The sequence below is a fragment of the Microvirga lupini genome, from assembly GCF_014191055.1.
GTDB classification, from domain to species: domain Bacteria; phylum Pseudomonadota; class Alphaproteobacteria; order Rhizobiales; family Beijerinckiaceae; genus Microvirga; species Microvirga lupini_A.
The window spans coordinates 329316-355573 of record NZ_JACHWB010000004.1 but is presented as its reverse complement, the minus strand read 5'-3'; the positions used below and the strand labels follow the sequence as shown (position 1 = coordinate 355573).

The 26258-nt window shown below is 62.9% G+C and carries 15 protein-coding genes; 4 read left to right on the top strand and 11 right to left on the bottom strand.

What is annotated here, in order from left to right; all coding sequences use genetic code 11:
* Positions 1 to 181: 181 nt before the first annotated feature.
* Both FHR70_RS16930 and FHR70_RS16925 read left to right on the top strand, forming a co-directional pair.
* A complete protein-coding gene (locus tag FHR70_RS16930; protein WP_183452281.1) occupies positions 182 to 3520 on the top strand; it encodes a M10 family metallopeptidase C-terminal domain-containing protein in 3339 nt (1112 codons plus the stop codon).
* Between the two features lie 133 nt (positions 3521 to 3653).
* Positions 3654 to 4055, top strand: coding sequence for a hypothetical protein (locus FHR70_RS16925; protein ID WP_183452279.1), 402 nt, complete (start codon positions 3654 to 3656; stop codon positions 4053 to 4055).
* Positions 4056 to 4216: 161 nt separating this feature from the next.
* Here FHR70_RS16925 and FHR70_RS16920 read toward each other — a convergent pair whose 3' ends face one another.
* Complete coding sequence (locus FHR70_RS16920) at positions 4217 to 6271, bottom strand: sensor histidine kinase (RefSeq protein ID WP_183452277.1); 2055 nt, start codon at positions 6269 to 6271, stop codon at positions 4217 to 4219.
* A gap of 157 nt (positions 6272 to 6428) precedes the next feature.
* Between FHR70_RS16920 and FHR70_RS16915 the strand changes: the two genes are divergently transcribed.
* Positions 6429 to 7196: a hydroxypyruvate isomerase family protein gene (locus FHR70_RS16915; RefSeq protein WP_183452275.1), complete on the top strand. Its 768-nt coding sequence runs from the start codon at positions 6429 to 6431 to the stop codon at positions 7194 to 7196.
* Between the two features lie 20 nt (positions 7197 to 7216).
* On the opposite strand, the gene FHR70_RS16910 is transcribed toward FHR70_RS16915, so the two are convergent.
* The 6 genes from FHR70_RS16910 to FHR70_RS16885 form a co-directional block, all read right to left on the bottom strand.
* The gene (locus FHR70_RS16910; RefSeq protein ID WP_183452273.1) at positions 7217 to 7567 is read right to left on the bottom strand and encodes a cupin domain-containing protein; all 351 of its coding nucleotides are present in this window, start codon (positions 7565 to 7567) and stop codon (positions 7217 to 7219) included.
* A gap of 18 nt (positions 7568 to 7585) precedes the next feature.
* The gene (kduD, locus tag FHR70_RS16905) at positions 7586 to 8344 is read right to left on the bottom strand and encodes a 2-dehydro-3-deoxy-D-gluconate 5-dehydrogenase KduD (protein ID WP_183452271.1); all 759 of its coding nucleotides are present in this window, start codon (positions 8342 to 8344) and stop codon (positions 7586 to 7588) included.
* A gap of 10 nt (positions 8345 to 8354) precedes the next feature.
* Positions 8355 to 9191: a 5-dehydro-4-deoxy-D-glucuronate isomerase gene (gene kduI / locus FHR70_RS16900; RefSeq protein ID WP_183452269.1), complete on the bottom strand. Its 837-nt coding sequence runs from the start codon at positions 9189 to 9191 to the stop codon at positions 8355 to 8357.
* Between the two features lie 23 nt (positions 9192 to 9214).
* Positions 9215 to 10495 (bottom strand): TRAP transporter large permease, encoded by a 1281-nt coding sequence (locus FHR70_RS16895; protein ID WP_183452267.1) that lies wholly within the window; start codon positions 10493 to 10495, stop codon positions 9215 to 9217.
* Positions 10496 to 10499: 4 nt separating this feature from the next.
* Entirely contained in the window at positions 10500 to 11039 is a 540-nt protein-coding gene (locus FHR70_RS16890) for a TRAP transporter small permease (RefSeq protein WP_183452265.1), read from the bottom strand.
* Between the two features lie 68 nt (positions 11040 to 11107).
* Entirely contained in the window at positions 11108 to 12088 is a 981-nt protein-coding gene (locus FHR70_RS16885) for a TRAP transporter substrate-binding protein (protein ID WP_183452263.1), read from the bottom strand.
* 209 nt (positions 12089 to 12297) lie between these two features.
* On the opposite strand from FHR70_RS16885, the gene FHR70_RS16880 reads away from it, so the two are divergent.
* Entirely contained in the window at positions 12298 to 12978 is a 681-nt protein-coding gene (locus FHR70_RS16880; RefSeq protein WP_425487875.1) for a GntR family transcriptional regulator, read from the top strand.
* 155 nt (positions 12979 to 13133) lie between these two features.
* Here the strand turns inward: FHR70_RS16880 and FHR70_RS16875 are convergent, their stop codons facing one another.
* From FHR70_RS16875 to FHR70_RS16860, 4 genes are all read right to left on the bottom strand, one after another.
* A complete protein-coding gene (locus FHR70_RS16875) occupies positions 13134 to 15371 on the bottom strand; it encodes a xanthine dehydrogenase family protein molybdopterin-binding subunit (RefSeq protein WP_183452259.1) in 2238 nt (745 codons plus the stop codon).
* Between the two features lie 11 nt (positions 15372 to 15382).
* A complete protein-coding gene (locus FHR70_RS16870) occupies positions 15383 to 16399 on the bottom strand; it encodes an FAD binding domain-containing protein (protein ID WP_183452257.1) in 1017 nt (338 codons plus the stop codon).
* Positions 16396 to 16911 (bottom strand): (2Fe-2S)-binding protein, encoded by a 516-nt coding sequence (locus FHR70_RS16865; protein WP_183452255.1) that lies wholly within the window; start codon positions 16909 to 16911, stop codon positions 16396 to 16398. The genes FHR70_RS16870 and FHR70_RS16865 overlap by 4 nt, the downstream gene beginning before the upstream one ends.
* Before the next feature lie 488 nt (positions 16912 to 17399).
* Complete coding sequence (locus FHR70_RS16860) at positions 17400 to 26249, bottom strand: DUF4429 domain-containing protein (protein ID WP_183452253.1); 8850 nt, start codon at positions 26247 to 26249, stop codon at positions 17400 to 17402.
* Positions 26250 to 26258 lie beyond the last annotated feature (9 nt).

The following is a 26258-nucleotide window of genomic DNA, read 5'->3' as shown; positions in this document are numbered from 1 at the left end:
TGTTCGCCTTCAACTGATAAAAGCGTATCTCTTAGGGGGTAGACAAGTCAAATATTCCGCCCAGTTACTTTGGAAGCGTGAAGGCGCTGATGGGCCGGTGCATGATGTGCCGGTAAAAGATTAGTAGCTGCAGAACGGCCTAACCGTAATCTGCGCACAGTCATGAGAGAGGAACCCTACGATGCCGAATCCGAGCCAAACCAGCGATCAATGGTGGGTCAACGATCAGACGCCAGATAACCCTTATGGCAAGAGCGAGGACTACGAGTCCTTTCTCGACTATCTTGGAGCATTGCGCCGTACCCTGACGCCAGAGATCGCCGCGGGAACGCTCAGGATCAACGTTTACGAGCTTAACGACCATCCAGACTACAAGGCTGCCGCTATCGGCGCCCTACAGATGTGGTCATCTGTCACTCCCCTGAAATTCGAGATCGTTGACGATGCACCATACAATGCCGCGACGGACTGGATGGAGGTTGTCAGCCCGGAACTCGGCGAAGAGGACGATGGCAGCGCCTATTCAAGCAATCGGTATGTCAGCATCGGTCAGCGCTTCCACGACACGGAGCCCAACAAGACAGATATCGGCGGTTATGTCTTCGATTCCTTCATCCATGAATTTGGCCATGAATTTGGCCTGAACCATCCCGGTCTCTACAATTACAGTGGTCCCGGCGGTGTGCAGATCAACTATCTGAACAATGCAACCTGGACTTACGACCGCCAGCAATACAGCGTCATGTCCTATTTCGACGGGATCGATGTGGGCGAAACCAGCCGCTGGTCCGCGGCAACACCGCTCATGGCCGACGTTGAGGCCGTCATTCGTCGCTTTTTCTCGACCGTCGATGCAAACGGAGTGCGCACCTATCAGCACATCGACCTCAACACAGGCGATAACGTTTACGGCTTCGGCAGCACACAATATGGCTACCGCTTAACCTCCTCCGGCATGCAACACGATATCGGGTTCCTGATTCATGACACCGGAGGAACCGACACGATCGACTTCTCCGGTTCGACGGCGGGTACGATCCTTGATTTGCGCGCCGGCCAGTTCTCCAGTGTCAACGGCCATAGCAACAATGTATCTATTTTCGCCGGGCATAACGCGGATGCAACCGATTATTACGTCGAGAACGGCATCGGCAGCAGGCATGATGACATCCTGATCGGCAACGACGGCGCAAACATACTGGACGGCCGCGGCGGCGCAGACCGTATGGCCGGCAACGGCGGTGACGACATCTATTTCGTTGATTCGCTGGACGACATCGTTCGTGAGGAAGCCAACGGTGGTAACGACACGATCATCATCCTCGCCAGGAACTTGAAAATCAGGAAAGTCGCCAACGTCGAAAACATCATCTACGCCGACGCGTCGACGCTTCAGCCCGGCGACGACGGCGAGAGCCCGCCCATCGTTGGCGACAATACCAGGACCAGCATCATCTTCGGCGACAACGGCAACAACACGCTTGACGGCGGTGCCGGGGATGACACGGTCTTCGGACAGGGGGGTGACGATCTGATCATCGGCGGCCGCGACTCGCTCGCAAGCCGCGACATCAATAACACGATCGACGTCGAGGATCTTGAAGACCAGACGGAGAGCGACGACGGTAACGACGCGCTCTACGGTGGCGGCGGCAACGACGTCATTCTTGGCGGCCAGGGCAACGACATTCTCGACGGTGGCGACGGCAATGATACGCTGAGCGGACAGGACGGAATTGACGTCTTCAGAGGCGGCGCAGGAATCGACACAGTCGATTTCAGCAGGGAGAGCCCTTTCCAGCTGCTCGTCAACCTCGCCACGAACGTCGCCAGCGGCGGCACCGCTTCGGGTGACACGTTCTACAGCATCGAGAACCTGATTGGTTCGGATGACCGTATCGACCGCTTCATCGGCACCTCCGCGGCCAATCATTTCTGGGGCCGCGGCGGCGGGGACTACTTCAACGGCGGCGGCGGCAATGACATCCTCGACGGTGGCAACGACGGCGACATCCTGTATGGCGAGGCCGGGAACGACACGATCATTGGCGGCGCCGGCCAAGACTACCTGGATGGTGGTTCGGGCACCGACACGGTCGTCTATGCAGGCAGCTCTGGCGGTGTGACGATCGATCTTGCCCGCGGCACGGCCATCGGTGGCGATGGTGATGGCCCTGTGCAAATCGTCGGCCGGGGCACGACCATTCGGCATGACATTCTCGCCGGCTTCGAAAATGCCGTGGGCTCATCTCATGATGACCACCTCATCGGCAATGCCAAGGCCAACGAGCTCTCCGGCGGCGCCGGCAATGACACCCTGACCGGCGGTGCTGGCGCGGACAGGTTGAATGGAGGCGCCGGCAGCGACACGGCAGACTATGCGAACGCGACGAGCGGCGTTAGGCTCTCCCTTGCCGGAGGCAGGTCAGGCGGAGACAAGTATGTCTCCATCGAGAACCTTGCAGGTTCGGGATTCAAGGACCGCTTGACCGGCAACAGCGCAGACAATGTGTTGACCGGCCAGGGCGGGAACGACACGATCGACGGGGGGCGCGGCGATGACACCCTGCTGGGCGATTTCGCCTATCAGGGCGATGCGCCGCCACGCCCAGGCATGGGAACCGGCTACGCCACGCTGGGACCAGACGCGACGAATAACTCGATTGCAACTGCGTTCGACATCTCCAACAATTTCTCCCTGACCAGCGACCCTGACATCTTCGACTCGACCACGATTCTTCATACGACCGTCAACGCCACCGGAAACGGCGGGGGCGGATTTTACAAGATCGATCTGGCGGCTGGTACGGTCATTACGATCGACATTGACGGAATTGCCGATCCGGATGTCCACGACAGCTGGGTCAGACTGCTCGACAGCAACGGCAACATCGTCGCTCAAAACGACGATGGCGGCGGCGACCCTGGCTCGACGAGCAACCGGGATTCAAGCACGGTCTTCGTTGTCCAGGAGACGGGAACCTACTACATCGTGGAAGGCAGCTGGTCAGAGGCAGCACCGGGCGACGGTTGGGCGGAGGCAGTGCCGACAGGCTCGACATATGAGTTGAACGTATCGGTCGAGTTTCCTCCTGAACCGGCTCGGCCAGGCGTTGCGGGGTCCGATAGACTCAACGGCGGCACCGGCGACGATTTGCTCGATGGCGGACTGGGGGCCGACATCCTCACCGGCGGCGCGGGAGAGGACTCATTCCGCTTCTCGACGGCTCTTGGGAACGGCAATGTCGACTGGATCAAGGACTTCAAGGTCGCAGATGACACCATCCTTCTGGACAACCTCATCTTTACCAGTCTGGGGAGTGATGGCGCTCTCGCCCTAGGGGCGTTCCACAAGAGTGCAGCGGGCGTTGCTCATGACGCCAGCGACCGCATCATCTACGATACCGACAGCGGATCCTTGTCGTATGATGCCGATGGTACAGGGCAAGCCGCAGCCATTCAGTTTGCTCGGGTGAGCACAAAACTGAATCTCTCGGCAGCTGACTTCATCATCATCTAACTTGACCCCAGGTGGGGCGCCTTCAGGCGCCCCACCTCATACGGCAGTTGCAGTAGGCTGCACCTTTCGAATTGCAGGCTGAGCAGAGATGTCACCAAAGTTTTGATCTTACGGAGCGATCATGGAGAGTGTGATGAAGCGCATGGCCAACCGCCGCACAATACTGCTCACTGCCGGAGTTGGGGCTGTCGCCGCGGCCGCGGGAGCGGTCGCCGCGCAACCGGAGGACATTCGCGGCGCAGTCACGTTCGAGGGCGGCGCTGCTGTCCCAAAAGGCCATCTTGAAATTTATCTTGAGGACCCTGCCATTCGGGATAATGCGCGGCGTCGTTCCGCGGCAACCCGTATCACAAGCGATGGTGCATCAAAGGCGGTAGCATTTTCCTTGTCACCGCCCGCAAGCCCGGCTGCTTCGCAGACGCTTCGGATCGTTGCGCGTTTGGAGCGTGCGGATGGTTGGCTGATGGCACGGGGCAGCGCGCAGGTCGAGGCGGGTTCTCCTGTCAATATAGTTCTTAACGCAGTTATGTATTAAGGTCTAAAACCTTGGATGATAACAGGCATCCGCCAACAACGGTCAGAGCGGCACGAATACGCCCGGCAGTAGACCTGAGGGTTGTCTGAACAGTCGGAATTGGCAGTATCGGCAATCCTACCGACAAGATCAATGTCGGCAGACGGCCAGTACCTCTCCCCTCAGGCCGCTTGCTGACTGGCTGATCCGGTCGGAACAGCCATCGTGCAGCACACTCCTTCACGCTCGAACCTGACGTCCAGTTCGCCTGCGAGTTCCTGGATGATCGTCTGCCGCAGGAGGCGCGAGCCAAACCCGGAACTTGGCTGACCGTCGATCTGGGGGCCGCCTCGCTCGCACCAATCGATGGTGAGGATGGCCTCATCGCCTGCTTGATTGAGCTTCCAATCCACCTGCACCTGACCGGGCGCAAGAGACAGGGCTCCGTGCTTGACGGCGTTGGTGGCGAGTTCGTGAATGGCCATACCCAGCACCACGGCGGATTTTGGAGAAAGCTGTATCTCAGGGCCGTGGAGCTGAATGCGCAAGGGAGCCGTTGCGTAGGGTTGGAGCTCTGTTTCGAGAATCGTCCTGAGGGAGGCTCCTTCCCAGTGTGTCTCGTTGAGGAGGTTGTGCGTGCGTGAGAGCGCCAGCAGACGTTCCTGAAACCGCTGCTGCGCCACCTGCGGTGGCACTCCATGACGCGCAGCCTGCCAGGCCAGCGACTGCACCGTTGCAAGCGTGTTCTTCACCCGATGATTCAGCTCGTCGATCAGCAGCCTCTGGCGCCGGTCCGCCTCCCGGCGTTCCGTGATGTCCTCGACCACTCGTACGGCATAGAGGAAGTCTCCTCCGGCATCGCGGACAGCCGTGCTGGTCACGCGGGCCCATCCGCTGCTGCCGCCCTTGCGGCGGAACTTGCTGTCGGTCGTATAGGTGTCGAGCTCGCCTGCGACCTGCCGCCTGAACAGGTCCAGGTCCTGTTCGAGAGTCGAGGAATCGGCCGCGTGGCCGAAGTGCAGGCCGAGCAGCTCCTCATAGGCATGGCCGGTCAGCCTGCAGCGGGCCTCGTTGACAGACACGAACCGCCCATCCCTGTCCACCTCGGCGATGCCCACGGCTGCGTTGTTCTGCGTGGCTCGCAGGCGAGCCTCGCTTTGAGCCAGCGCGGCCTCCCGGGCGCGCAACTCTGCCGAGGCACCTGTCAGGGCCTCACCGACGCGATCGATTTCCATCAGTCCGATTGGTTCTGCAGTGAGCGGCTCGCCACGGCCGAGACGCTGCGCCAGGCTGACCAATCCCTGGACCGAACCGGCGATGCGCTGCCCAAACCCACGGGCGAGGAGAAAGGAAAGCACGAGCAAGCCCGTCCCGAGCCCGAACATGGTCCAGAGGGAGCGGCGCAGCGGGGCCTGAACGATCTCGGTGGGAACGCCCACGAAGGTCGTCCAGCTCGATAGCGCGGAGCGGGCATAGGCTCCGAGAACCTCAGTTCCTTCGAGATTGCGGCCCTCCCAGGTGCCATCGGTATCGCGCGCCGCCTGGAGAAACTCGTCAGGTGCAGGCGTCCCAATGAAATTTTCGTGCAGGCGAGACCGGGCCACGACGCGATCTGCCCTATCGATGATCGTTGCGACCCACTGGCCGGGAAGTCCCTCGGCCTGTAGAACATCGGCAATCCGCCGGGGCTCGACCGCCATGGACAGCACATGGGTGACGGTGTCGTCCCTGAGAACAGGCACTCTGATGCTGATGATCGGCCGGCCGGCGGCTGCACCGGTGAAGAGATCCTGGACCACGGGACGCTTCGTTGCGATCACCTGCTGGTCGATCGGGAGGTTGGCCCCCTTCGGCAAAGGCGAGCCCCAGGGCAGCCGCGTGTTGGCGACCTGCTGGCCCGTGGTGTCACGGACCACGATGGCATAGTCATCCGGCTTCTCCCGCGACCAGGATTGAAGGGTGATCTGGGCCTGGCGCTGGAACGCCTCGAAGTTGCCATCGAGCAGAGTGGAGGAGGTTGCAAGGGCCTGAGCGGCGGCCTGAATCCCCACCAGTTCACGGTCAACCGAGGCCATGATGCGCTGGGCAGTGCCGAGGGCCTCCTCCTCATAATGATGGCGTTCCGCACTTGCATAGCGCCACAGCAGGATAGCCGCGAAGATAAGGCCCGGCAGCACGAGGGCCGCGCCGAAAGCCATCAAGCACTGGCGAATGGTATAGCTTCGTGATGAGACCATGCGAACTAAATACCGCTTCCTCGAGGCAAGTCGAGAGACTTGCCTCGACGTTCTTCATACCCAAGCGGATGTCAGGAGAACATTGAATGCGCCCCTGAGGTGCTGTTCACTGCCGCAGGAATGCCCCGCATCCCGAACGCACAGGCAGCTAGGAACCATGCCCCGTTTTTCGGCCAATCTCGGATTTCTCTTCTCGGATCGTCCTGAGATCGAGCGGATCGCCGCTGCTGCCTCCTATGGCTTCAAGGCGGTCGAGATGCATTGGCCGTACCAGGTGCCCGCGCATGACATGCGCCAGGCGCTGACAGCCCACGACCTGACCATGCTCGGCTTGAACATGCCTGTCGGGGATGCCGCAGGCGACTTCGGCCTGGGTGCCGTACCGGGACGGGAGAGGGAGTTCGAGCAGGCTCTGGATCTGGCCCTGTCCTATGGCAGGGCGATCCGGGCCTCGGCGATCCACTGTCTTGCCGGGATTGTCTCTCCCAATGATCAGGCGGATGCCGAGCACACCTTCGTCGCCAATCTGCAATTGGCCGCCGATAAGACCGGTCAGGCAGGCATGACGGTTCTGATCGAGCCGATGAATCATCGCGACAGGCCGGGGTATTTTCTTCAGACTGTGGAGCAGGCTTCCGCCATCATCGAACACGCGGGCCGCCGCAATATCAAGCTGATGTTCGACTGCTACCACGTGCAGATCACACAGGGCGACCTGATCACGCGATTGCGCGCTCACCTGGATCTCATCGGCCACGTGCAGATCGCTGCCGTCCCGAGCCGCGGCGAACCGGATGAGGGCGAGGTGAACTACCGAGAAATTTTCCGAACGCTCGACAGCCTAGGGTACGAAGGCTGGGTCGGTGCCGAGTATAGGCCGCGGGGCCGCACGGAGGACGGACTGGGTTGGCTTACCAACCTATAGGGCGGCGAAGCGGAAGCTCCTCATGCCTCTGCTGCAACGAAATCGTCCCGCATCGGCGTGAAGACATCAAGGAGAACACCGGCTTCGATAGCCACCGCTCCATGCACGGCATTCGGGGGGACAAGGAAGCTGTCGCCCTGCCGCAGCCGTTCGGTGCGGCCGTCGATGGTGATGTCGAAGACACCCTGCTCGACGAGACTGCACTGGACATGCGGATGCGAATGGGCAGCGCCGACGGCGCCTGATTCAAAAGCCACGCGGACCATCATCACGCCCGTATCGTAGGTCAGCACCTTGCGGCGGATGCCCTCGCCTGCCGCGTCCCAGTCAATGTCACGGTCAAAAGCGAAGGCTGAACCTTTGCGAGTCATGATCGTCTCCGAAATGGTTTATCGGGCAAGCCATCCGCCGTCGACGGGCAGAACGATGCCATGAATGTAATCTGCTGCGGTCGAAGCGAGAAATACGGCAGCGCCACCGAGATCCGCCGGGTCGCCCCAGCGTCCCGCCGGAATCCGCCCAAGGATCTCGCTGCTGCGCTTCGGATCATTGCGCAGGGCCTCGGTGTTGTTGGTGACGAAGTAGCCCGGCGCGATGGCGTTGACGTTGATGCCCTTCGATGCCCATTCGCAGGCCAAGAGCCGCGTGAGGCCCGCAAGGCCACTCTTGCTCGCCGTGTAGGAGGGGATCCGGATCCCACCCTGGAAGGACAGGAGCGAGGCAATGTTGATGATCTTACCGCCCCTCTCGTCAGCGATCATCGTGCGCGCCACTGCCTGAGACAGGAAAAAGGTCGATTTCAGGTTGACGTTCATCACGTCGTCCCAGTCCTTCTCCGTGAACTCGATGGCATCGGCCCGCCGGATGATACCGGCATTGTTGACTAGGATGTCGATCCGCCCACTAAGGGTACTGGCCTCCGTGACGATGCGCTCAATCGGGTCGAGGGAGGACAGGTCCGCCTGCACGCTGTGGAACGCGGCGCCGGCCTCGCGACACAGGCGCTCCGTCTCGTCCATGTTTGAGCGGCCTACCGCCACGATGGCAGCGCCAGCCTGGGCCAGCGCCACCGCAATGCCCTGACCGAGGCCCGTATTGGCCCCGGTGACGAGAGCGGTCTTGCCCGTGAGATCGAAGGAGAACGTCATCGCCATGTCCTCAGCGCAGAGCGTCCATGGGCACCATGTCCATGTCGGTGAAGTCCTGATTGTCGCCGCCCATGGCCCAGACGAAGGTGTAGTTGCTGGTGCCGACACCGGAATGGATCGACCAGCCAGGCGAGAGAATCGCCTGCTCGTTCGACACCACGAGATGCTTGGTCTCGGCGGGCTCGCCCATGAAGTGGAACACGCGGGTGTCAGGCTGCATGTCGAAATAGACATAGACTTCGGAGCGCCGGTCGTGGACGTGAGCCGGCATGGTATTCCACATGCTGCCCGGCTTGAGCTGCGTCATGCCGAGAACGAGTTGCGCCGAACGGCAGACTTCCGGGTGGATCATCTGGAAGATCGTGCGGACATTGCCGTTCGCCGCGTCGCCGAGATCCACGCGACGGGCGCGGTCGAGGCCGATCTTCACCGTCTCGAAGCGCGCATGCGCCGGGGTGCTGACGAGATAGAACTTCGCTGGGTTTGCGGCGTCGAGGCTCTCGAAGCGCACGTCCTTGGTGCCCATAGCGATATAAAGGGCATCGCGGGGGCCGAGATCATGAACGGTTCCATCCGTATGGACGCGCCCCGCGCCACCGAGATTCACGACGCCGAGTTCGCGCCGGTCGAGGAAGTTGGGAGATCCGATCTGCTTGTGCGATTCCAGCTTGATGGGACCAGATGTCGGTGTTGCTCCTCCGACCACTAGGCGGTCGATATGGCTGTAGGTCAGCTTCACCTCACCCGGCACGAACAGTGTCTCGATCAAGAAGTGACGGCGCAGTTCGGCGGAACTGAAATGGCGCACGGCCTCGGGATGGCATACCTGCCGGATTTCGATGGTCATCATTGCCTCTTTCAGTGAATGGTTCAGCGGAACAGGGCCGGCAGCCAGAGCGACAGCCCGGGAATATAGGTGACGAGGAGCAGCACCAGGACGCTCGCGCCGAGGAACGGCCAGATGGTCTTCATGGCTTCGCCGATGGAGATCTTGCCCACCGCGCAGCCGACGAAGAGAACGGAGCCGACCGGCGGCGTGTTGAGCCCGATGCCGGCGTTGAGGATCAGGATCACGCCGAAATGCACCGGGTCGATGCCGAAGGCCTTGATCACGGGCAGGAAGATCGGCGTGCAGATGATGATCATCGGGGCCATGTCCATGAAGGTGCCGAGCACCAGCAGGATGACGTTGATCAGCAGCAGGACGACGATCGGATTGTCCGATATGGTCTTCATCAGGGATATCGTCGCCTGCGGCACCTGCAGGAAGGCCATGAGCCAGCCGAAGGCGCTGGCGGTGCCGATGACGAGGAGAACCATCGCGGTGGTACGCACAGCACCGAGGGTCGCCTCGACGAAATTCTCCCAGTTCATCTCGCGATAGACGAGAAGCGTCACAAGCAGGGCGTACACTACCGCGATGCACGAACTCTCCGTGGCGGTAAAGACACCGGAACGCACGCCACCGAAGATGATGAAGATCAGCAGGATGCCCGGAACGGCGGAGACGAAGAAGTAGGCCAGCATCCGCAGGCCGGGGAACGGATCGGCGGGATAGCCGCGGCGAACGGCCACGACATAGGCCGTGATCATCAGGGCGGCCGCCAGCAGGAATCCGGGAAGGACGCCGGCCGTGAAGAGATCCGCCACCGAGATCGTGCCGCCGGCTGCGATGGAGTAGATGATCATGTTGTGTGACGGCGGAATCAGAAGCGCGATGATAGCGGCATTCACCGTCACGTTGACGCTGTAATCCTTGGCGTATCCGCGCTTTTCCATCTGCGGAATCATGATACCGCCAATGGCCGAAGCATCCGCGATGGCCGAACCGGAGATGCCGCCGAAGAGGGTCGATGCAACCACGTTGACTTGGCCCAACCCGCCGCGCAGATGGCCGACGAAGCCGGCGGCCAGTCGGATCAGGCGGTCGGCGATGCCGCCTCGCATCATGAGGTCTCCGGCATAGATGAAGAACGGGATCGCCATCATGGCGAAGGCGTTCATGCCGGAATTAATCTGCTGGAACACAACGACGGGCGGCAAATCCATGTAGAGAATGGTCGCGAGCGACGCAATGCCGAGGCAGAATGCAACTGGCGTGCCGATGAGAAGCAGCAGCGTGAAGACGCCGAACAGAACCCACATCTCCATGGTGTCAATCCTTCACGGCAACAAGATGAGGCTCGTCCACCCGCACCAGGGGTACGTCTTCTCCCAAAGACAGGAGGCGAACGAATTTTTCCAATGAGAAAAGGGCGATCAGAGCACCGCCGAAGGCGAGAGGCACATAGTCGAAACCTTGAGGGATCGGTAATCCTGGCATGGCCGCCGACCAGGTCTCCACGGCAAGCTCGGTGCCGTACCAGGCCATGGCGACACCGAAGGCCATCACCAGCACCTCGGTGACGCCGAGCATGATGCGCCGCAGTCCCTGAGGAGCATAGTGAAGAGCGATTTCAAAACCGAGATGATTGCCCTCCCGCACCCCGACGGCAGAGCCGAGCAGAATGAACCAGCTCATCAGCAGGAGGGAGGCCGGCTCGGTCCAGCTCGGCGACTGGTTCAGCACATATCGTCCGAACACCTGCCATCCGACGAAGACCGTCATCAAAACGAGCCCGACCCCGGAAATCCAAAGCGCCGCACGATTGATGACGGCAAGAGTTCGGGACAGCGCGGCAAGACCATCGCGCATCGATCAAAATCTCCAGCGGAAAAGAGAGCCGGCCGAAGCCGGCCCAGGTTGGCTCAGGAGGACCGAACTCAGTTCATCGCCTGGATGCGGGAGACGAGGTCCTTCACCTTCGCGTCCTTGGCGTACTTCTCGTAGACAGGCTTCATCGCATCGATGAAGGGCTGCTTGTCCACATCGTTGATCTGGCTGCCGCTCGCCCGGATCTTCTTCTCGGCATCCTTCTCGCGGGCTTCCCAGAGTTCGCGCATCTTAGCCACTGATTCCTTGGCGGTTTCACGCACCGCCTTCTGGTCCTCGGGCGAGAGCTTGTCGAAGCTCTTCTTCGACATCACCAGCACCTCAGGCGACATGGAATGCTGAGTCAGAGAATAATACTTCGCCACCTCGAAATGACGGAAGGAATCGTAGCTCGGCCAGTTGTTCTCGGCTCCATCGACCACGCCGGTTTGAAGCGCGGAATAGACCTCGCCTGGAGGCATCGGGGTCGCATTGGCGCCGAGCGCGTTGACCATGTCGAGGAAGAGGTCGGACTGGATCACCCGAACCTTCATACCCTTCAGGTCGGCCGGCGTGTTGATGGCACGCTTGGAGTTGTAGAAGGACCGGGCGCCCGAGTCGTAAAAGGCCAGCGCCACGAGGCCGTGAGGTTCGAACGCCTTCAAGATCTGATCGCCAATCGGGCCGTCCATGGTCTTGCGCATATGGTCGACGGACCGGAAGATGAAGGGCAGCGAGGGCACCAGAGTCTCAGGGATAAGATTGTTGAACGGACCCATATTGATCCTATTCAGGTCGATGACGCCGAAACGGGTCTGCTCGATCGTGTCTTTTTCCTGGCCCAGCTGGGCGGAATGGAAAACCTGAACCTTGTACCGGCCGTTGGTTTTCTTCTCCAGCAGGGAGCCGAAATACTTGACGGCCTCGACAGTTGGGTATCCATCGGGATGGATGTCGGCCGAGCGCAGTGTTGTCTGGGCGCTGGCTGTGCCAGCCATCATGACGGCACACAGCCCGAGCGCAGCAGCGGCGAATGTCCTTTTTGTCAGCATTCTCTTCCTCCTTAGGCTTCCTCTGATGTCCTATTGTTTCAGATCTGCCCCTTCCGGACCGATCATTGTCTTTCCAAAGAGCCCTTGCCCAAGATCCCTGGCGACTTGGCAGAAACCCGACGGCCGTCTTTCGCGGCTTACTTGGTCGACGATTGTATGGTAGTATACACTAATATATGACGCAACCCGCCAAAAGAATGAGATCCGATGTGAACAGCCCCTTCCCCACCGGTCATGGCTCTGCGGCCCAGCGCATTGAGAACGAGCTGCGTCGCCTGATCATTGCTCTCGAGCTTCCGCCGGGCAGCCGGCTCTCCGAGCAGGATATTGCCGAGCGCCATGGTGTTTCCCGTCAGCCTGTCCGTGAGGCCCTGATTGGGCTAGCCAGGACCCGGCTCGTGGAAATCCAGCCCCAGCGCGGCACGACGGTGGTGAAGATCTCGGTCCGGAAGATGATGGAATCGCGCTTCGTCCGCGAAGCGATCGAGACGGCCGTGGTGCGCCGGGCCTGCTCATCGTTCGACATGCAGAGCCGGGAAAGGATCAGCGACCTTCTGGAACTCCAGGAGCAGGCCGCCCGCCGGGACGACCACGCGGCGTTCCAGCGCTATGACGAGCTCTTCCATATTGCCCTTGCGGAAGGCGCCGGCTGTCCCCTGGCATGGGAGGCGGTTCAGGACATCAAGGCGCATATGGATCGGGTGTGCCAGCTCACCTTGCCCGGCCCTGAGGCGATGCTGCCCCTGATCGACCAGCATCGCGCCATCATGGCGGCGATCGACGCCCGCGACGAGGATGCGGCAGCAGAAGCGATGCGCCGACACCTCACGGAGATTCTGCGAGCCCTGCCGCGAGTCGAGGCGGAGCACCCGGAACTCTTCAGCGCGTGAAGGCATCTACGGGAGAGGCTATGGCCTGGATGTGGAGATCAGGAGCAGAAGACCGATTTCGGGCATGTGATAGTGCGGTCTCCGTCGGAAACCGTAAGATCCCGTCAGCATAACACTCCCGTTGGAGCGCTGAGCCACCCGATTTGTAAGACGATCTATCCGAGGAGCTTGTCGATGGTGATCGGATAGTCGCGGATCCGCTTGCCCGTGGCATGAAAGATCGCGTTTCCGATTGCCGCGGCCGTGCCGACAATGCCGATCTCACCCAGCCCCTTGATCCCCATGGGATTGAGCTTGTCATCGTGCTCGGAGACGAAGATCACGTCGATGTCGTGGATGTCAGCGTTCACGGGCACGTGGTATTCGGCCAGATTGTGGTTCATGAACCGTCCTAGGTTGTGATCGAGCATGGATTCCTCCTCCAGAGCCATGCCGATCCCAAACACGATGCCACCGATAATCTGGCTGCGCGCGGTCTTCGGGTTGAGGATGGTGCCGGCGGCCACCGCGCTGACGATCCTGGTCACCCGGATGATACCGAGCTCCTCGTCCACCTTCACCTCGGCGAAGACAGCGGAATGCGAATAGCCGGAATAGCGCATGCTGGTCATCATGCCCGGGCTCGCTTTCTCCTCCGCCTCGACCTTGTCGACGCCGCGCGCGCGCATGATGTCGGTGAATGAGACGCCTGTCTCCGGATCGTTCGTCAGCACGATCCGCCCATCCGCGAAGCTGACATGCTCAAGGCTCGCGTTCGCCAGCGGCGAGGCGTCCATCTCGCGGGCATATTTGAACAGCGACTCGCGCACTGTCTGGCAGGCGATCTGCACCGCCGTTCCCGCCGAGGCCGCCGTCCATGAGCCGCCTTCCACAGGAGACTTCGGCAGGCTCGAGTCGCCTATCCGGGTGGTGACCCTCTCCATGGGAAGGCCCATGATGTCGGCGGCAATCTGCGTCAGGATCGTGTAGGTTCCCGTGCCGATATCCGCGGTTGCGCACGAGACCTCCAGATGGCCGTCAGCGCTCAGCACCGCGCGGGCGGCCGTCTTCTGCATGATGGCTTCCCACACGCCCGTCGCCATGCCCCAGCCGACGAGTTCCCGACCGTCACGCATGGAGCGCGGCTCCGGATTGCGTTGGGCCCAGCCGAAGCGCTCCGCGCCGAGCTGGTAGCAGGCCCTGAGCTCCTTGCTGCTGAAATCCCGCTTGTTGGCTTCGTCCACTTCGGCATAGTTTCTCAGCCGCAGTTCGACCGGATCGATGCCGGTCGCATAGGCGAGTTCGTCCATGGCCGTCTCGATGGCCGTGACGCCCGTGGCTGCGCCAGGGGCGCGCATATCGATGGGCGTGGCAGTGTCGACCTGCGCCAGCCTGTAGGTCAGCTTGACGTTGTCGCAATGGTAGAGAAGATTCGACCAGTTGACGACAACCTCCTGGTAATCCTCGAAGGTTGATGTCGTCTGGATGGCGTCGTGCATGATGGACTGGAGCATGCCATCGGGATTCGCACCAAGGGAGACAGTCTGGATCGCCTGCGGCCTGTAGCCGAAGGTGAACATCTGGTCGCGGGTCAGCACCACCCGGACCGAGCGCTTGAGCTCCAGGGCTGCCATGACGGCAAGGAAGAGCTGATATTGCGGGCGCAACCCCGATCCGAAGGCACCGCCGATGAACGGCGATACGACGCGCACCTGATCGCTGGAGAGACCGAAGACGCTCGACACATAGCTCTGGCTGTTCTGCGGCCCTTGCGTCTTCTCATGAATGGTGAGCGTGCCATCCTGCTCATAGATGACCGTGGAGGCATGCGTCTCCATTGGGTTGTGGTGCTCAATGGCGATCCGGTACTCGGCATGGACCTTGACGGGAGCCTGCGTGAAGGCCTCCTCGGCATCACCACGCGGGCTTGGCGGCGCCTTGACGCCGGACCGCTTCTTCGGCGGCACGTAAGCCTCACTCCGCTTGATGTCGAGATCCGTCATATGGGTGTCGGTCTCGTACGCGATCCGCACGAGGGAAGCCGCATGGGCCGCAATCTCGTATTCGTCCGCCACGACGAGAGCGATGGGCTGGCCGCTATAGACCACCTGATCGTCATAGAGCGGCCGGAACGGAGAGCCGGGAGGAGCGGTCTCGTCGCGGTAATTGCGATCGAGCCAAGCAGTGCCGGAGCGATTCTCATGCGTGAACACCTGAACCACGCCCGGTATGGCCAAAGCAGACGAGATATCGATCGAGGCGATCCGCCCCTTGGCGATCGCGCTCGAGATGACGATCCCGTAGGCAAGGTCCGGCGCATCAAACTCCGCCGCATAGCGCGCTTCGCCCGTGACCTTGGCGCGCCCATCGACCCGGTTCTGCGGAGAGCCAACGTAACCCTGAGCTTTCAGCATACGCTTCGTCCTTACCTGATCCGCTTGTCGGTCTGGGATTGCGGCGTTCCCGCAGCGGCCTGAGAGAGCGCGCGAACGATTCCGCGCCGGGCCAGATCGATCTTGAAGGCATTGTCCTGAAAGCCTTTCGCATCCCGCAGAATGTGATCGGCGACAGCCGCGAACCGCTCAGTGCTGGCAGGATGACCGCGCAGCATGGCCTCGGCCGCCGGATCGCGCCACGGCTTGTGGGCGACGCCGCCGAGGGCGATGCGTGCCTCGACGATGGTGCCCGCATCCATACGGAGCGCAGCCGCGACAGAGACCAGCGCGAAGGCATAGGACAGGCGGTCGCGCAGTTTCAGGTAGGTGTGATGCTCCACGAAATCTTCTGGCGGGAGCTCGACGGCCGTGATGATCTCCCCAGGCCGCAGGGTGGTGTCGATCTCCGGCCTGTCTCCCGGCAGGCGATGGAACTCGGACATCGGGATGGCGCGCTCGCCGTCAGGCCCGGCGATATGGATGATGGCTTCCAGGGCGGCGAGAGCCACACACATGTCGGAGGGATGCGTCGCGATGCAGTGCTCGCTCGTGCCCAGGATCGCGTGAATGCGATTGCGCCCGAAGGTTGCCGGACACCCCGTGCCGGGCTCGCGCTTGTTGCAGGGCGTGCCTGTGTCATAGAAATAATAGCACCGGGTGCGCTGAAGAAGATTGCCGCCGGTCGTCGCCGCATTGCGCAGCTGTGGCGAGGCGCCGGCGAGGATTGCGCTGGCGAGGAGCGGATAGCGGCTCTGGACGCGTGGGTCGTGGGCCACCTCATCATTGGTCGTCATGGCGCCAAGGCGCAGCTCGCCGCTCTTGGTATCCTCGATGGTGTTCAGGGGGAGGCGCGTGATGTCGATGAGACGGGTCGGGCGCTCCACATTGTACTTCATCAGGTCGACGAGATTCGTGCCGCCGGCGATGAAGCGGGCTGATGAGTCCGCAGAGGCCGCCTTCACGGCCTCCTCGATGCTGCCGGCCCGCATGTAGGAAAAGCGGTTCATCGCCCAGCCTCCTGGTTCGAGCCCAGGACCTGCTCGATGGCATCGACGATGTTGGTATAGGCGCCGCACCGGCAGATGTTGCCGCTCATCCATTCGCGGATCTCGTCCCGCGTGCGCGCCCTGCCCTCCTGGATGAGCGTGACGCCGGAGCAGATCTGGCCCGGCGTGCAATAGCCGCACTGGAACGCGTCATGATCGATGAAGGCTTGCTGAAGGGGATGCAGCGCTCCATCCGAGGCGATTCCCTCGATGGTCGTGATGCTCGCGCCGTCTTTCATCACGGCCAAAGCCATGCAGGAATTGATCCGCTTGCCGTCGGCGATCACCGTGCAGGCGCCGCATTGGCCGTGGTCGCAGCCCTTCTTGGTTCCCGTCAGGTGCAGATGATCGCGCAGAAGATCGAGAAGGACGGTCCAGGGCAGGACTTCAATCGTCCTGGTTTCGCCGTTGACTATCAAGGTGATCGGGATCTTTTCGAGCGCGGGCGATGAATAGTTCTGGCTTGCACTCAATCGAGACCTCCCTCGGCGCGACAGAGACCGGTCGCCCTTAACGGAGAGCGATCAGGCTGAGGTGAAACAACCGCCGACAGGACATCGATACAGCAGCCACACGGATGCATCGTTCGGCAGTGAACGTGATCCAACGGCCCAGATCGACCTGGGTTCCGGCAAGCTTCACCGGGTGGCAAGTGACCGGGGGTTTATCAGCATTGGTCTGTCATGGATTGGGAACGCAAGGGACAGCTGTGCTTTCCCAAGGAAGCCGTCCACGAATGGAGGTCCCATGTCCGACACGCCAAAGCCTTCCGACCAGCCGCCCGATGTCCCGGGTCCGTTGCCCGAGCTGCCCTCGTTGGACCCGCTTGAACCTGCGGAGAACGACGCGCCCTCAGGCGAGCCGCTCCCTCCTGGGGATGTGCCTATTGTGCAGCCAGGCACCCAATGAGACAGCTTCGGCAGGGTGAAGCCAGTTAAGGCGCCGCCCTGCCCGCTGATCGTCAGGACCAGTGCGTCCGGGATGCGTCGGCTTGCAGATCGTCGATCGTCTGGATGGTGTCCGCCGTCGGCTGGTCGAAAGCGGTCATTGTATCCGAACCGGTCGAGGATTGATCGCTGTCGATCTGCTCCGTCCATGAGGCAGTCGCAGCGTGAGCCATCTCGGCCTCTTCATCGGCCATCAGGAGAATGATGTCCGACCCGGCGCCATTCTGCGACGGCTCCAAGCTCTGCCCCTCTGGGGCAGCAGGCTCCGCCGCGTCGACCACCACATCCACGGATTGCTGCATCGAGGCGGCACCCTCGCTGTCGAACAGCACGACACCGATGCTGCGGGTGCCGGCGGCCAGACCCGAGTGATCGCCGCTCTCGAGCATCAGGGATTGCAGCACGGTAGCGTAGGTTTCGGGCGAGGCATGGCCGCTGAGGGTCAGCGTGCGCGTCTCGCCGGCATAGGCTCCCCCGACCAGCTCGATGCCGGTGTTGCCGATCATCGTGTGGCCGTTTTCATTGTGCAGGGTGTAGCCCTCAAGATCGAGCCTGTCGCCTGTCTGCGCTCCGGAGAGCGTGATCACGGCGCCGCGGAGCTGTGTGCTATCGATATCCTCCGCGTGAGCAATGCCGATGGCATCCGCCTGGTGGTCACCGGCCTCCGCGTGACCTGCAGCGGTCAGAGTCAGCTCGGGCGCATCGTTGACCGGATTGACCGTCACGGTGAAGGGTTTGCTGCTTGTGGCGATGTTCGCATTCCCAGCTTCGGTGCTGGTGGCCTGGATCGTCAGGCTCAGCGCGCCGCTCCAATCCGTCGGGGGCGTCAGCTTCAGGCCAGGCAGATCTGCGGCTGGCACACGCCATTCGCCTCCGTCGCGCACGGCCGTGGGGGCAGACAGGGTGAAGCCGTCCGGAATGCCGAGAATGCTGACCACCATGGTCTCGGAGCCATCAGTGTCGACGAGGGCTGCGGAGAGATCGAGCGGAATCGCCGTGTCCTCCTGACCTGTCACATTCTTCGCGTCGATGCGCGGTGCATCGGCCACAGCCTCAACCTCCACCTTCAGTGTGGCTTCGGTTGTAGCGGTATCACCATTTGCGCTCTCTCGTGCGGTTGCGCGCAGGGTGAGGGTGAGGGTGCCGGCGAAGTCGTGCGGCGGCGTGAGGGTCAGATGCGCCAGATCGGCCACCGGAACGCTCCAGCTCCCGTCCGTCTGGCGGGTGCCATGCGACAGAACCGCTCCCGACGGCACATCGAGGATGCTCACCGAGAGCAGCTCGGAGCCGTCGGTGTCGACCAGAGCGGCCGCGAGGTCGAGCCGGATGGCGCTGTCCTCCTGGCCGGTCACGTCCCTGGCGCTCACCTGCGGGGCATCGGCCACCGCCGTGACGGTGACCGCGTGCACGCCCGTCACCTGTCGGCTGACGCTGGTGCCGTTGCCGGTGTCGATCAGCATCGCCGTGACGGTCAGGCTGAAGTCCGCATCCGAATGGGCCGCCGGATGCACGGCCACCCGCCCGGCCTGCAGGTCAGCGGTGGAGACCTCCCAGGTGCCGGAGGCAAGCTCCCGACCATGGCTCAGGCGGGCGCCGGCCGGCAGCCCCGACACCTGCGCGAACTCACCCCAGGTCTCCGACGGATCCGGTGTGGCAAAGGCCGGCCGGATCACGATCGCCGTGTCCTCCTGGCCTGAACTCGCGCCCGTGATCGTGCCGGCATCCGCCACCGGATCGACCCCCACCGTGAAGCTGGCCGAGGTGCTGGCCCGCGCGCCGTTGCTGCCCTCGGTGGCGATGGCCGTCAGGGTCAGGGTGTAGCGGCCGGAGAAGTGGGCTGGGGGATGCAAGGCAAGACCTGCCAGATCGGCTGGCAGGAGCTTCCAGGTGCCGTCCGGCTGGCGCATCCCGGCGCTCAGGCTGGCATCGCCCGGCACGCCGCTGAGCACGAAGCTGAGGCTCTCCGAGCCGTCGCGGTCGACGAGCGCGCCGCCCAGGCCGGCCAGGCTCACCGGCGTGTCCTCGGCCCCGCGGGCGTCCATCACCGTCACCACAGGGGCATCCGCCACCGCCTCCACCTGCACCCGGAAGCGGCTCTCCACCGTGGTGCTGCTGCCGCCCTGGCCCTCCTGGGCGGTGACGCGCAGGATCAGGTCGATGCGGCCGGAGAAGTTCTGGGGCGGGGTGAGGGAGAGCTGGGCGAGATCGCCGGCCGGCACGCTCCAGGCGCCGTCCGGCTGGCGGGTGCCGTGGGAGAGCACCGCGCCATCGGGCACGCCCAGGATCAGCACCGTGAGCGCCTCCGAGCCGTCCCGGTCCACCAGCGCCGCCGCCAGGTCCAGACGAATGCCGCTGTCCTCCAGACCAGAAACATCACGCGACCCGACCACTGGCACATCAGCCACCGCCTCGATGTCGACCTTCAGCGTGGCCTCGGTGGTGGCGACTTTGCCGTTGGAGGTTTCGCGGGCATGGGCAAGCACGGAGAGATTAGCAGTGCCGCTCCAGTTCGCCGGAGGAATCAGACTAAGGTTTGTCAGCTGGCCGGGCGTGAGCGTCCAGGTTCCGTCGCCGTTGTTCAGGCCGGCCGAGAGGCGGGCTCCCTCCGGCAGGTTGCCGATCACGACCGAGAGCACCTCGGAGCCGTCGGTGTCCACCAAGGCGGCGGAGATATTGAGCGGAACGGTCGTGTCTTCCTGGCCCAACGTATTCGCGACTGTCAGGGTTGGTGCGTCCTCCACAGCCTCAAGCCTGATCGAGACATTCTGAGAGGTAGTGTGCGTATGTCCGTTGCTCGCTTCCCGCGTGGTTGCGGTGACCGTCAGCTTCAGGTCGCCGATCCAGTTGGCCGGCGGGATCACGCACACGCCGTCGAGATGAGCAGGATCGACCGTCCAGGTGCCGTCGCCATTGTCGGTGACGCCCGGCCCGGCGATTCGCCCATCAGGCTCCAGTTTTGAGATGGTTACCGACGTGACGGTCTCACTGCCGTCGCTGTCGCGGGGGCTGATCTTCAGATCGAGCGGGATCTCGACATCCTCAGCTCCCGTAGCAGGAGCCACAGCAATCGATGCGCCGTCGGCCACCGCCTCGAGTGTGACGTTCAACGTGGCAGGCGTGGTCGCTTCCGAGCCCGTTCTCTCCGTCGCGATGGCGGTGACCTTCAGGGAGATCGTGCCGGCGAAGTTGGCCGGGGGAATCAACTCCAGCCCGGCAAGCTGATCGGACCACAACACCCAGGATCCGGTCTTGGGATCGCGCACGCCGGCCGACAGCCGCGCTCCCGCAGGCACGTTGTCGATGCGGATTCCCAAGGTTTCGGAGCCGTTATCCGTATTGAGCGTTCTGGCGCTGATCGACAGAGCGACCCGGTTGTCCTCCAAGGCCGGCGTGCTCGAAACGATGAGCTCGGGAGCTTGGGCGACTGGGGCTGTGGGCGGAACGCCGCCAGGATCTCCCCCGGATCCATCACCCGGATCTCCGCCGCCCGAGGGAGGTGTAACCGTCACCGTGACGGATTGAGTGCGGATGGTATGGTCGCCTTCACGTTCGGTGACGACTACCGATACATCGAGTTCGATTGCGCTGTTGTCGTTAGCCTTCGGGCGAATGGCAAGAGAGGGAAGATTCTCGACCGGTACGAGCCAGACGCCATCACCGGCCGGAATTCCGTGCGAGAGCGATGCTCCCTTAGGGACACCCCGCACCCAGATCGTCAGCGACTCGGATCCGTCCGTATCGGTGGGAAGGGCGGCAATACGCAGCGCGATCCAACCGGTGCTTCCGCTTGTGCTGTCGTGTCCGGTGCCGGTTGACGGCTGTGTTGTGAACGTCGGATCGTCGGCATCGCCGCGCGGATCCACCACCATGTGCCCGCTGATTTCCTTCGTGACCGTCCTGCTTCCATCCGTATCCTGAATCGTCATGCGGACGGTCAGGGTCTCCTCTACGTCGCTGTTGCGAGGCATCGTCAGGGTGACGCCAGCCATATTCTCCGCGGCGATCCGGTAGAAGCCATCGGAATCGGCCGTAACGATGCTGTTGTCGGCCAGACGCAGCACCGCGCCGGCAGGGATCCCGCCGATGACGATGTCACCAACAATCTTCTCCGATCCGTCGCGGTCTCGCAGGCCCGGATCGAAGTTGAGCTTGATGGGCGCGTCTTCCGTGCCGCTCATCGTACCCCAGTCTGCGGAGCTGCCGTCGAGCCCCCCCACCGCAGGGGCATCCACCACCGCTCCGACATGGACCGGGAAGGTGATGCGGGTGGAGGCCTGATCACCGCCGTCCTTCTCCTGTGTGACGGCCGTAACGGTCAGATTGATGGTACCGGCGAAATCTGCCGGGGGCCGCAACGTCACGATCTTGGCTTCATCGGCCGTAAGCGACCATGTGCCTGGACCACGATAGGTTCCGACGGACAGAAGCGCGCCGTTCGGAATCCCTGAGATGACAAAGCTCAGCAACTCGGATCCGTCATTGTCCGGCAGGGTCGCGGTCAGATGGAGGGGAATATCGCTGTCTTCGGAACCGCTGGCACTTGTGACGTCGAAGATGGGCGCATCGGCGTCGGCACGCACCGTCACCACAAGTTCCTTCGGCGCGCTTCTTTCCGTGCTGCCGTTCGGCTCCGCCGAGATGGCGAAGACCTTCAGGTGCATATCCTTATCGGAATGGGGTGGCGGCGTGATGGTCAGGCTGCCGACCACGCCGGCCGGCACGCTGAAGCTGTCATCGGCGTTTCTCGCGAGAACGAGACCGCCTGCACGAACAATCGCCCCTTCCGGGACGTCCTCCAGCCGGTATGAGACGATGGATTCTGAGTTGTCGATATCGGTGGCCCGTGCAGTCAGATGAAGCGGGATGGCCGTATCCTCGTCGCCATAGGCCCGGCTGACGCTCAGTTCGGGAGCGTCGGCAACCGCGTCCACCTGGACCTCGAACGGAACGGTGATGGAGCTCTCCGAGCCTCCACGGATCTCCTTGGATGTCACCTGCATGCTGAGGGCAATGGATCCCGAGAAATCCTGCGGCGGCGTGAAGGTCAGATCGGCCAAATCGGACGGTTTGACGCTCCAGCTACCGTCGGACAGGCGCTCGCCGGGAATCAGGACGGCGCCATCCGGAACCCCCAGGATGATGATCGACAGCGTCTCCGAACCATCGAGATCCGTCAGTTTTGCGGATAAGTCGAGCGGGATTGCAGTATCCTCGTCGCCCTTTACATCATGAGCCGTGACGGTTGGTGCGTCCGCGACCGCGTTCACAGTCACAGCATGGGTTGCGGTGACAATGCGGCTGACGCTAATGCCATTGCCGCTGTCCGTCTGGGTCACGGTAAAGGTCAGTGTAAAATCGTCGTCGCTGTTCGGCGGCGGCTTGATCGTCACCCGCTTGTGGATCAGATCGTCCGTCTTGACCTGCCAGACACCCGGCGAGATTTCCTTCGTTCCGCTGCCGCCGTTCAGCGTTGCGCCTAAAGGCACTCCGGTGACTTCAGTAAGAGTCGACCACTTCTCCGAGCTGTCGTTGTCGTCCAGCTTGAAGTCCGGCTTTAGGGTAATGCTCGTATCCTCTAAGCCTGAGCTGCTGCCGCTGATGGTGGCTTTGTCGAGAACGGGATCGATCCCGACAGTGAAAGTGGCCGAGGTGGAGGCTGTGGGATGATTGTCGCGGGTTTCCGTGGCAATGGCGGTGAGCTTGAGGGACAGGCTTCCTGAGAAATTCGCAGGCGGATTGAGAGTGAGGCCCGTGAGTTGGGCCGGCGTGAGCTTCCAGGTACCGTCGGCCTGCTTCGTGCCTGCACTCAGGTTGGCTGTGCCCGGCACACCGCTGAGCACGAAGCTTAGGGTCTCCGATCCATCCAGGTCGCGCAGCGCACCGCCCAATCCCGTGAGGCTGATGGGCGTGTCCTCAACACCATGGGCATCGGCCACCGTGACGGTCGGCGCGTCGGCCACGGCGGTAACCGTTACCGTGTATGTGCCCGTCACGTCCTGGCTCACGGTCTTGCCGTTGCCGGCATCCGTGATCGTTGTCCGGATCGTCAGCGTGACATCCTGGTCCGAGTTCTCGGCCGGATGCAACAGCACACGTCCTGCCTGGAGGTCGGCGGTCGCTACCTGCCACACGCCCGACGACAGCTCCGTTCCATGGCTCAACCGAGCACCGGACGGCACGCCGGATACCTGGCTGAACTCGCCCCAAGTCTCCGAGCCGTCCTTGTCATTCGAACTGAAGGCCGGCTTCAGTGCGATCCCCGTGTCTTCCAATCCGGATGTCGTGCCGCCAATCGTAGCATGGTCCAGCACCGGATTGATCCCGACGGTGAAGCTGGCAGAGGTGCGGGCCTGCGAGTTGTTGCTCCCTTCCGTCGCCACAGCCGTCAGAGTGAGATTGTAGCTGCCGGAGAAATTGGATGGTGGTGTCAGCGTCAAACCCGCCAACTCGGCGTGGGTGATCCGCCAGGTTCCATCCGGCTGGCGGGTGCCGGCACTCAGGGTAGCATCACCCGGTACGCCGCTGAGCACGAAGATGAGGCCCTCCGAGCCATCGCGGTCGACAAGCGCACCGCCGAGTCCGGCAAGGATCACGGGCATGTCCTCCGATCCGGATGCATCCGCCACCGTCACGACAGGTGCGTCCGCCACAGCCTCGACCTGCACGCGCAACGCGCCATGAGTCGTTGCCGTCGAGCCGTTCGAACTGCGCGATATGGCTTCGACTGTCAGATTGATTGTGCCGGAATAGTGCTCCGCCGGGCGGAGGGAGAGATCATCAAGTTCCGAAGGCGTCAGGAGCCAGCTTCCATCGACTTGGCGTGTGCCATGCGACAGTGATGCATCTGCCGGAACACCCTGGATACGGATCGAAAGCACCTCAGAGCCATCCGTATCCGTCAGGCTTGCCGAAAGGTCGAGCGCGATGGACGTATCTTCGAGACCCGAGGCGTCACGGGTGGTCAGAAGCGGTGTGTCGGAGACATCCGTGACCGTGACATGGAATGGACGATCCGTAGTGGCTGTGGTGCCGTTCGAACTCTCGCGTGCGGTTGCGCGCAAGGTGAGGGTGAGGGTGCCGGCGAAGTCGTGCGGCGGCGTGAGGGTCAGATGCGCCAGATCGGCCACCGGAACGCTCCAGCTCCCGTCCGTCTGGCGGGTGCCATGCGACAGAACCGCTCCCGACGGCACATCGAGGATGCTCACCGAGAGCAGCTCGGAGCCGTCGGTGTCGATCAGAGCGGCCGTGAGGTCGAGCCGGATGGCGCTGTCCTCCTGGCCGGTCACGTCCCTGGCGCTCACCTGCGGGGCATCGGCCACCGCCGTGACGGTGACCGCATGCACGCCCGTCACCTGTCGGCTGACGCTGGTGCCGTTGCCGGTGTCGATCAGCGTCGCCGTGACGGTCAGGCTGAAGTCCGCATCCGAATGGGCCGCCGGATGCACGGCCACCCGCCCGGCCTGCAGGTCAGCGGTGGAGACCTCCCAGGTGCCGGAGGCAAGCTCCCGACCATGGCTCAGACGGGCGCCGGCCGGCAGCCCCGACACTTGGCTGAACTCGCCCCAGGTCTCCGACGGATCCGGCGTGGCAAAGGCCGGCCGGATCACGATCGCCGTGTCCTCCTGGCCCGTGCTCGCGCCCGTGATCGTGCCGGCATCCGCCACCGGATCGACCCCCACCGTGAAGCTGGCCGAGGTGCTGGCCCGCACGCCGTTGCTGCCCTCGGTGGCGATGGCCGTCAGAGTGAGCGTGTAGCGGCCCGAGAAGTGGGCTGGGGGATGAAGGACAAGACCTGCCAGATCGGCTGGCAGGAGCTTCCAGGTGCCGTCCGGCTGGCGCACCCCGGCGCTCAGGGTGGCATCGCCCGGCACCCCGCTGAGCACGAAGCTGAGGCTCTCCGAGCCGTCGCGGTCGACGAGCGCGCCGCCCAGGCCGGCCAGGCTCACCGGCGTGTCCTCGGCCCCGCGGGCGTCCATCACCGTCACCACAGGGGCATCCGCCACCGCCTCCACCTGCACCCGGAAGCGGCTCTCCACCGTGGTGCTGCTGCCGCCCTGGCCCTCCTGGGCGGTGACGCGCAGGGTCAGGTCGATGCGGCCGGAGAAGTTCTGGGGCGGGGTGAGGGAGAGCTGGGCGAGATCGGCGGCCGGCACGCTCCAGGCGCCGTCCGGCTGGCGGGTGCCGTGCGAGAGCACCGCGCCATCGGGCACGCCCAGGATCAGCACCGTGAGCGTCTCCGAGCCGTCCCGGTCCACCAGCGCCGCCGCCAAGTCCAGACGAATAGCCGTATCTTCCTCACCCGCAGCATCGCGTGCAATGACTGCAGGAGGATCAGCGATGATGTCGATGGGCTCCTGCGGATCCGGCCTCACGGTGGTGGGCGGCGTTGGGACGACAGGATTGTCGGACGTGTCGGAGAAGACTGGAGGCGTCACCCGAGCCGATGAGTTGTCCGACTCATTCGCGAGGTAGCTTGAAGAGGATCGTGCAAAGTTGCCCCTCGGGCCGATCAGTGGTGTTGGCGCAGCCAACGGCAGATCGGCACCGGATGGCACCTCATCCAAATTGATGGCAGGCTTGGCTGGCGGCGTGAGGTCAAGCGGCTTGAGCGACTCATCCTGTGGCGCCGGCGCCAGGTTCCATGCAAGTGGGCCGATCTCATGAGCCCCGACGGCGATGGAGCCGGACGGCCCGCCTCTCACCATCCCGAACGCCGCAACCGCCTCCGTTCCGCCCACCAGATTTCCGGCGGCGCCCCCGTCTCCCATAGGAAGGCTTCGTTGAACCGCCCGCAGGGCGCGCAGAGCCCCCTCGTCAACCACGCTGGCGTCGAACGGGATGGTCGGATCGGGTTGCTGGCTCATGCGATCAGC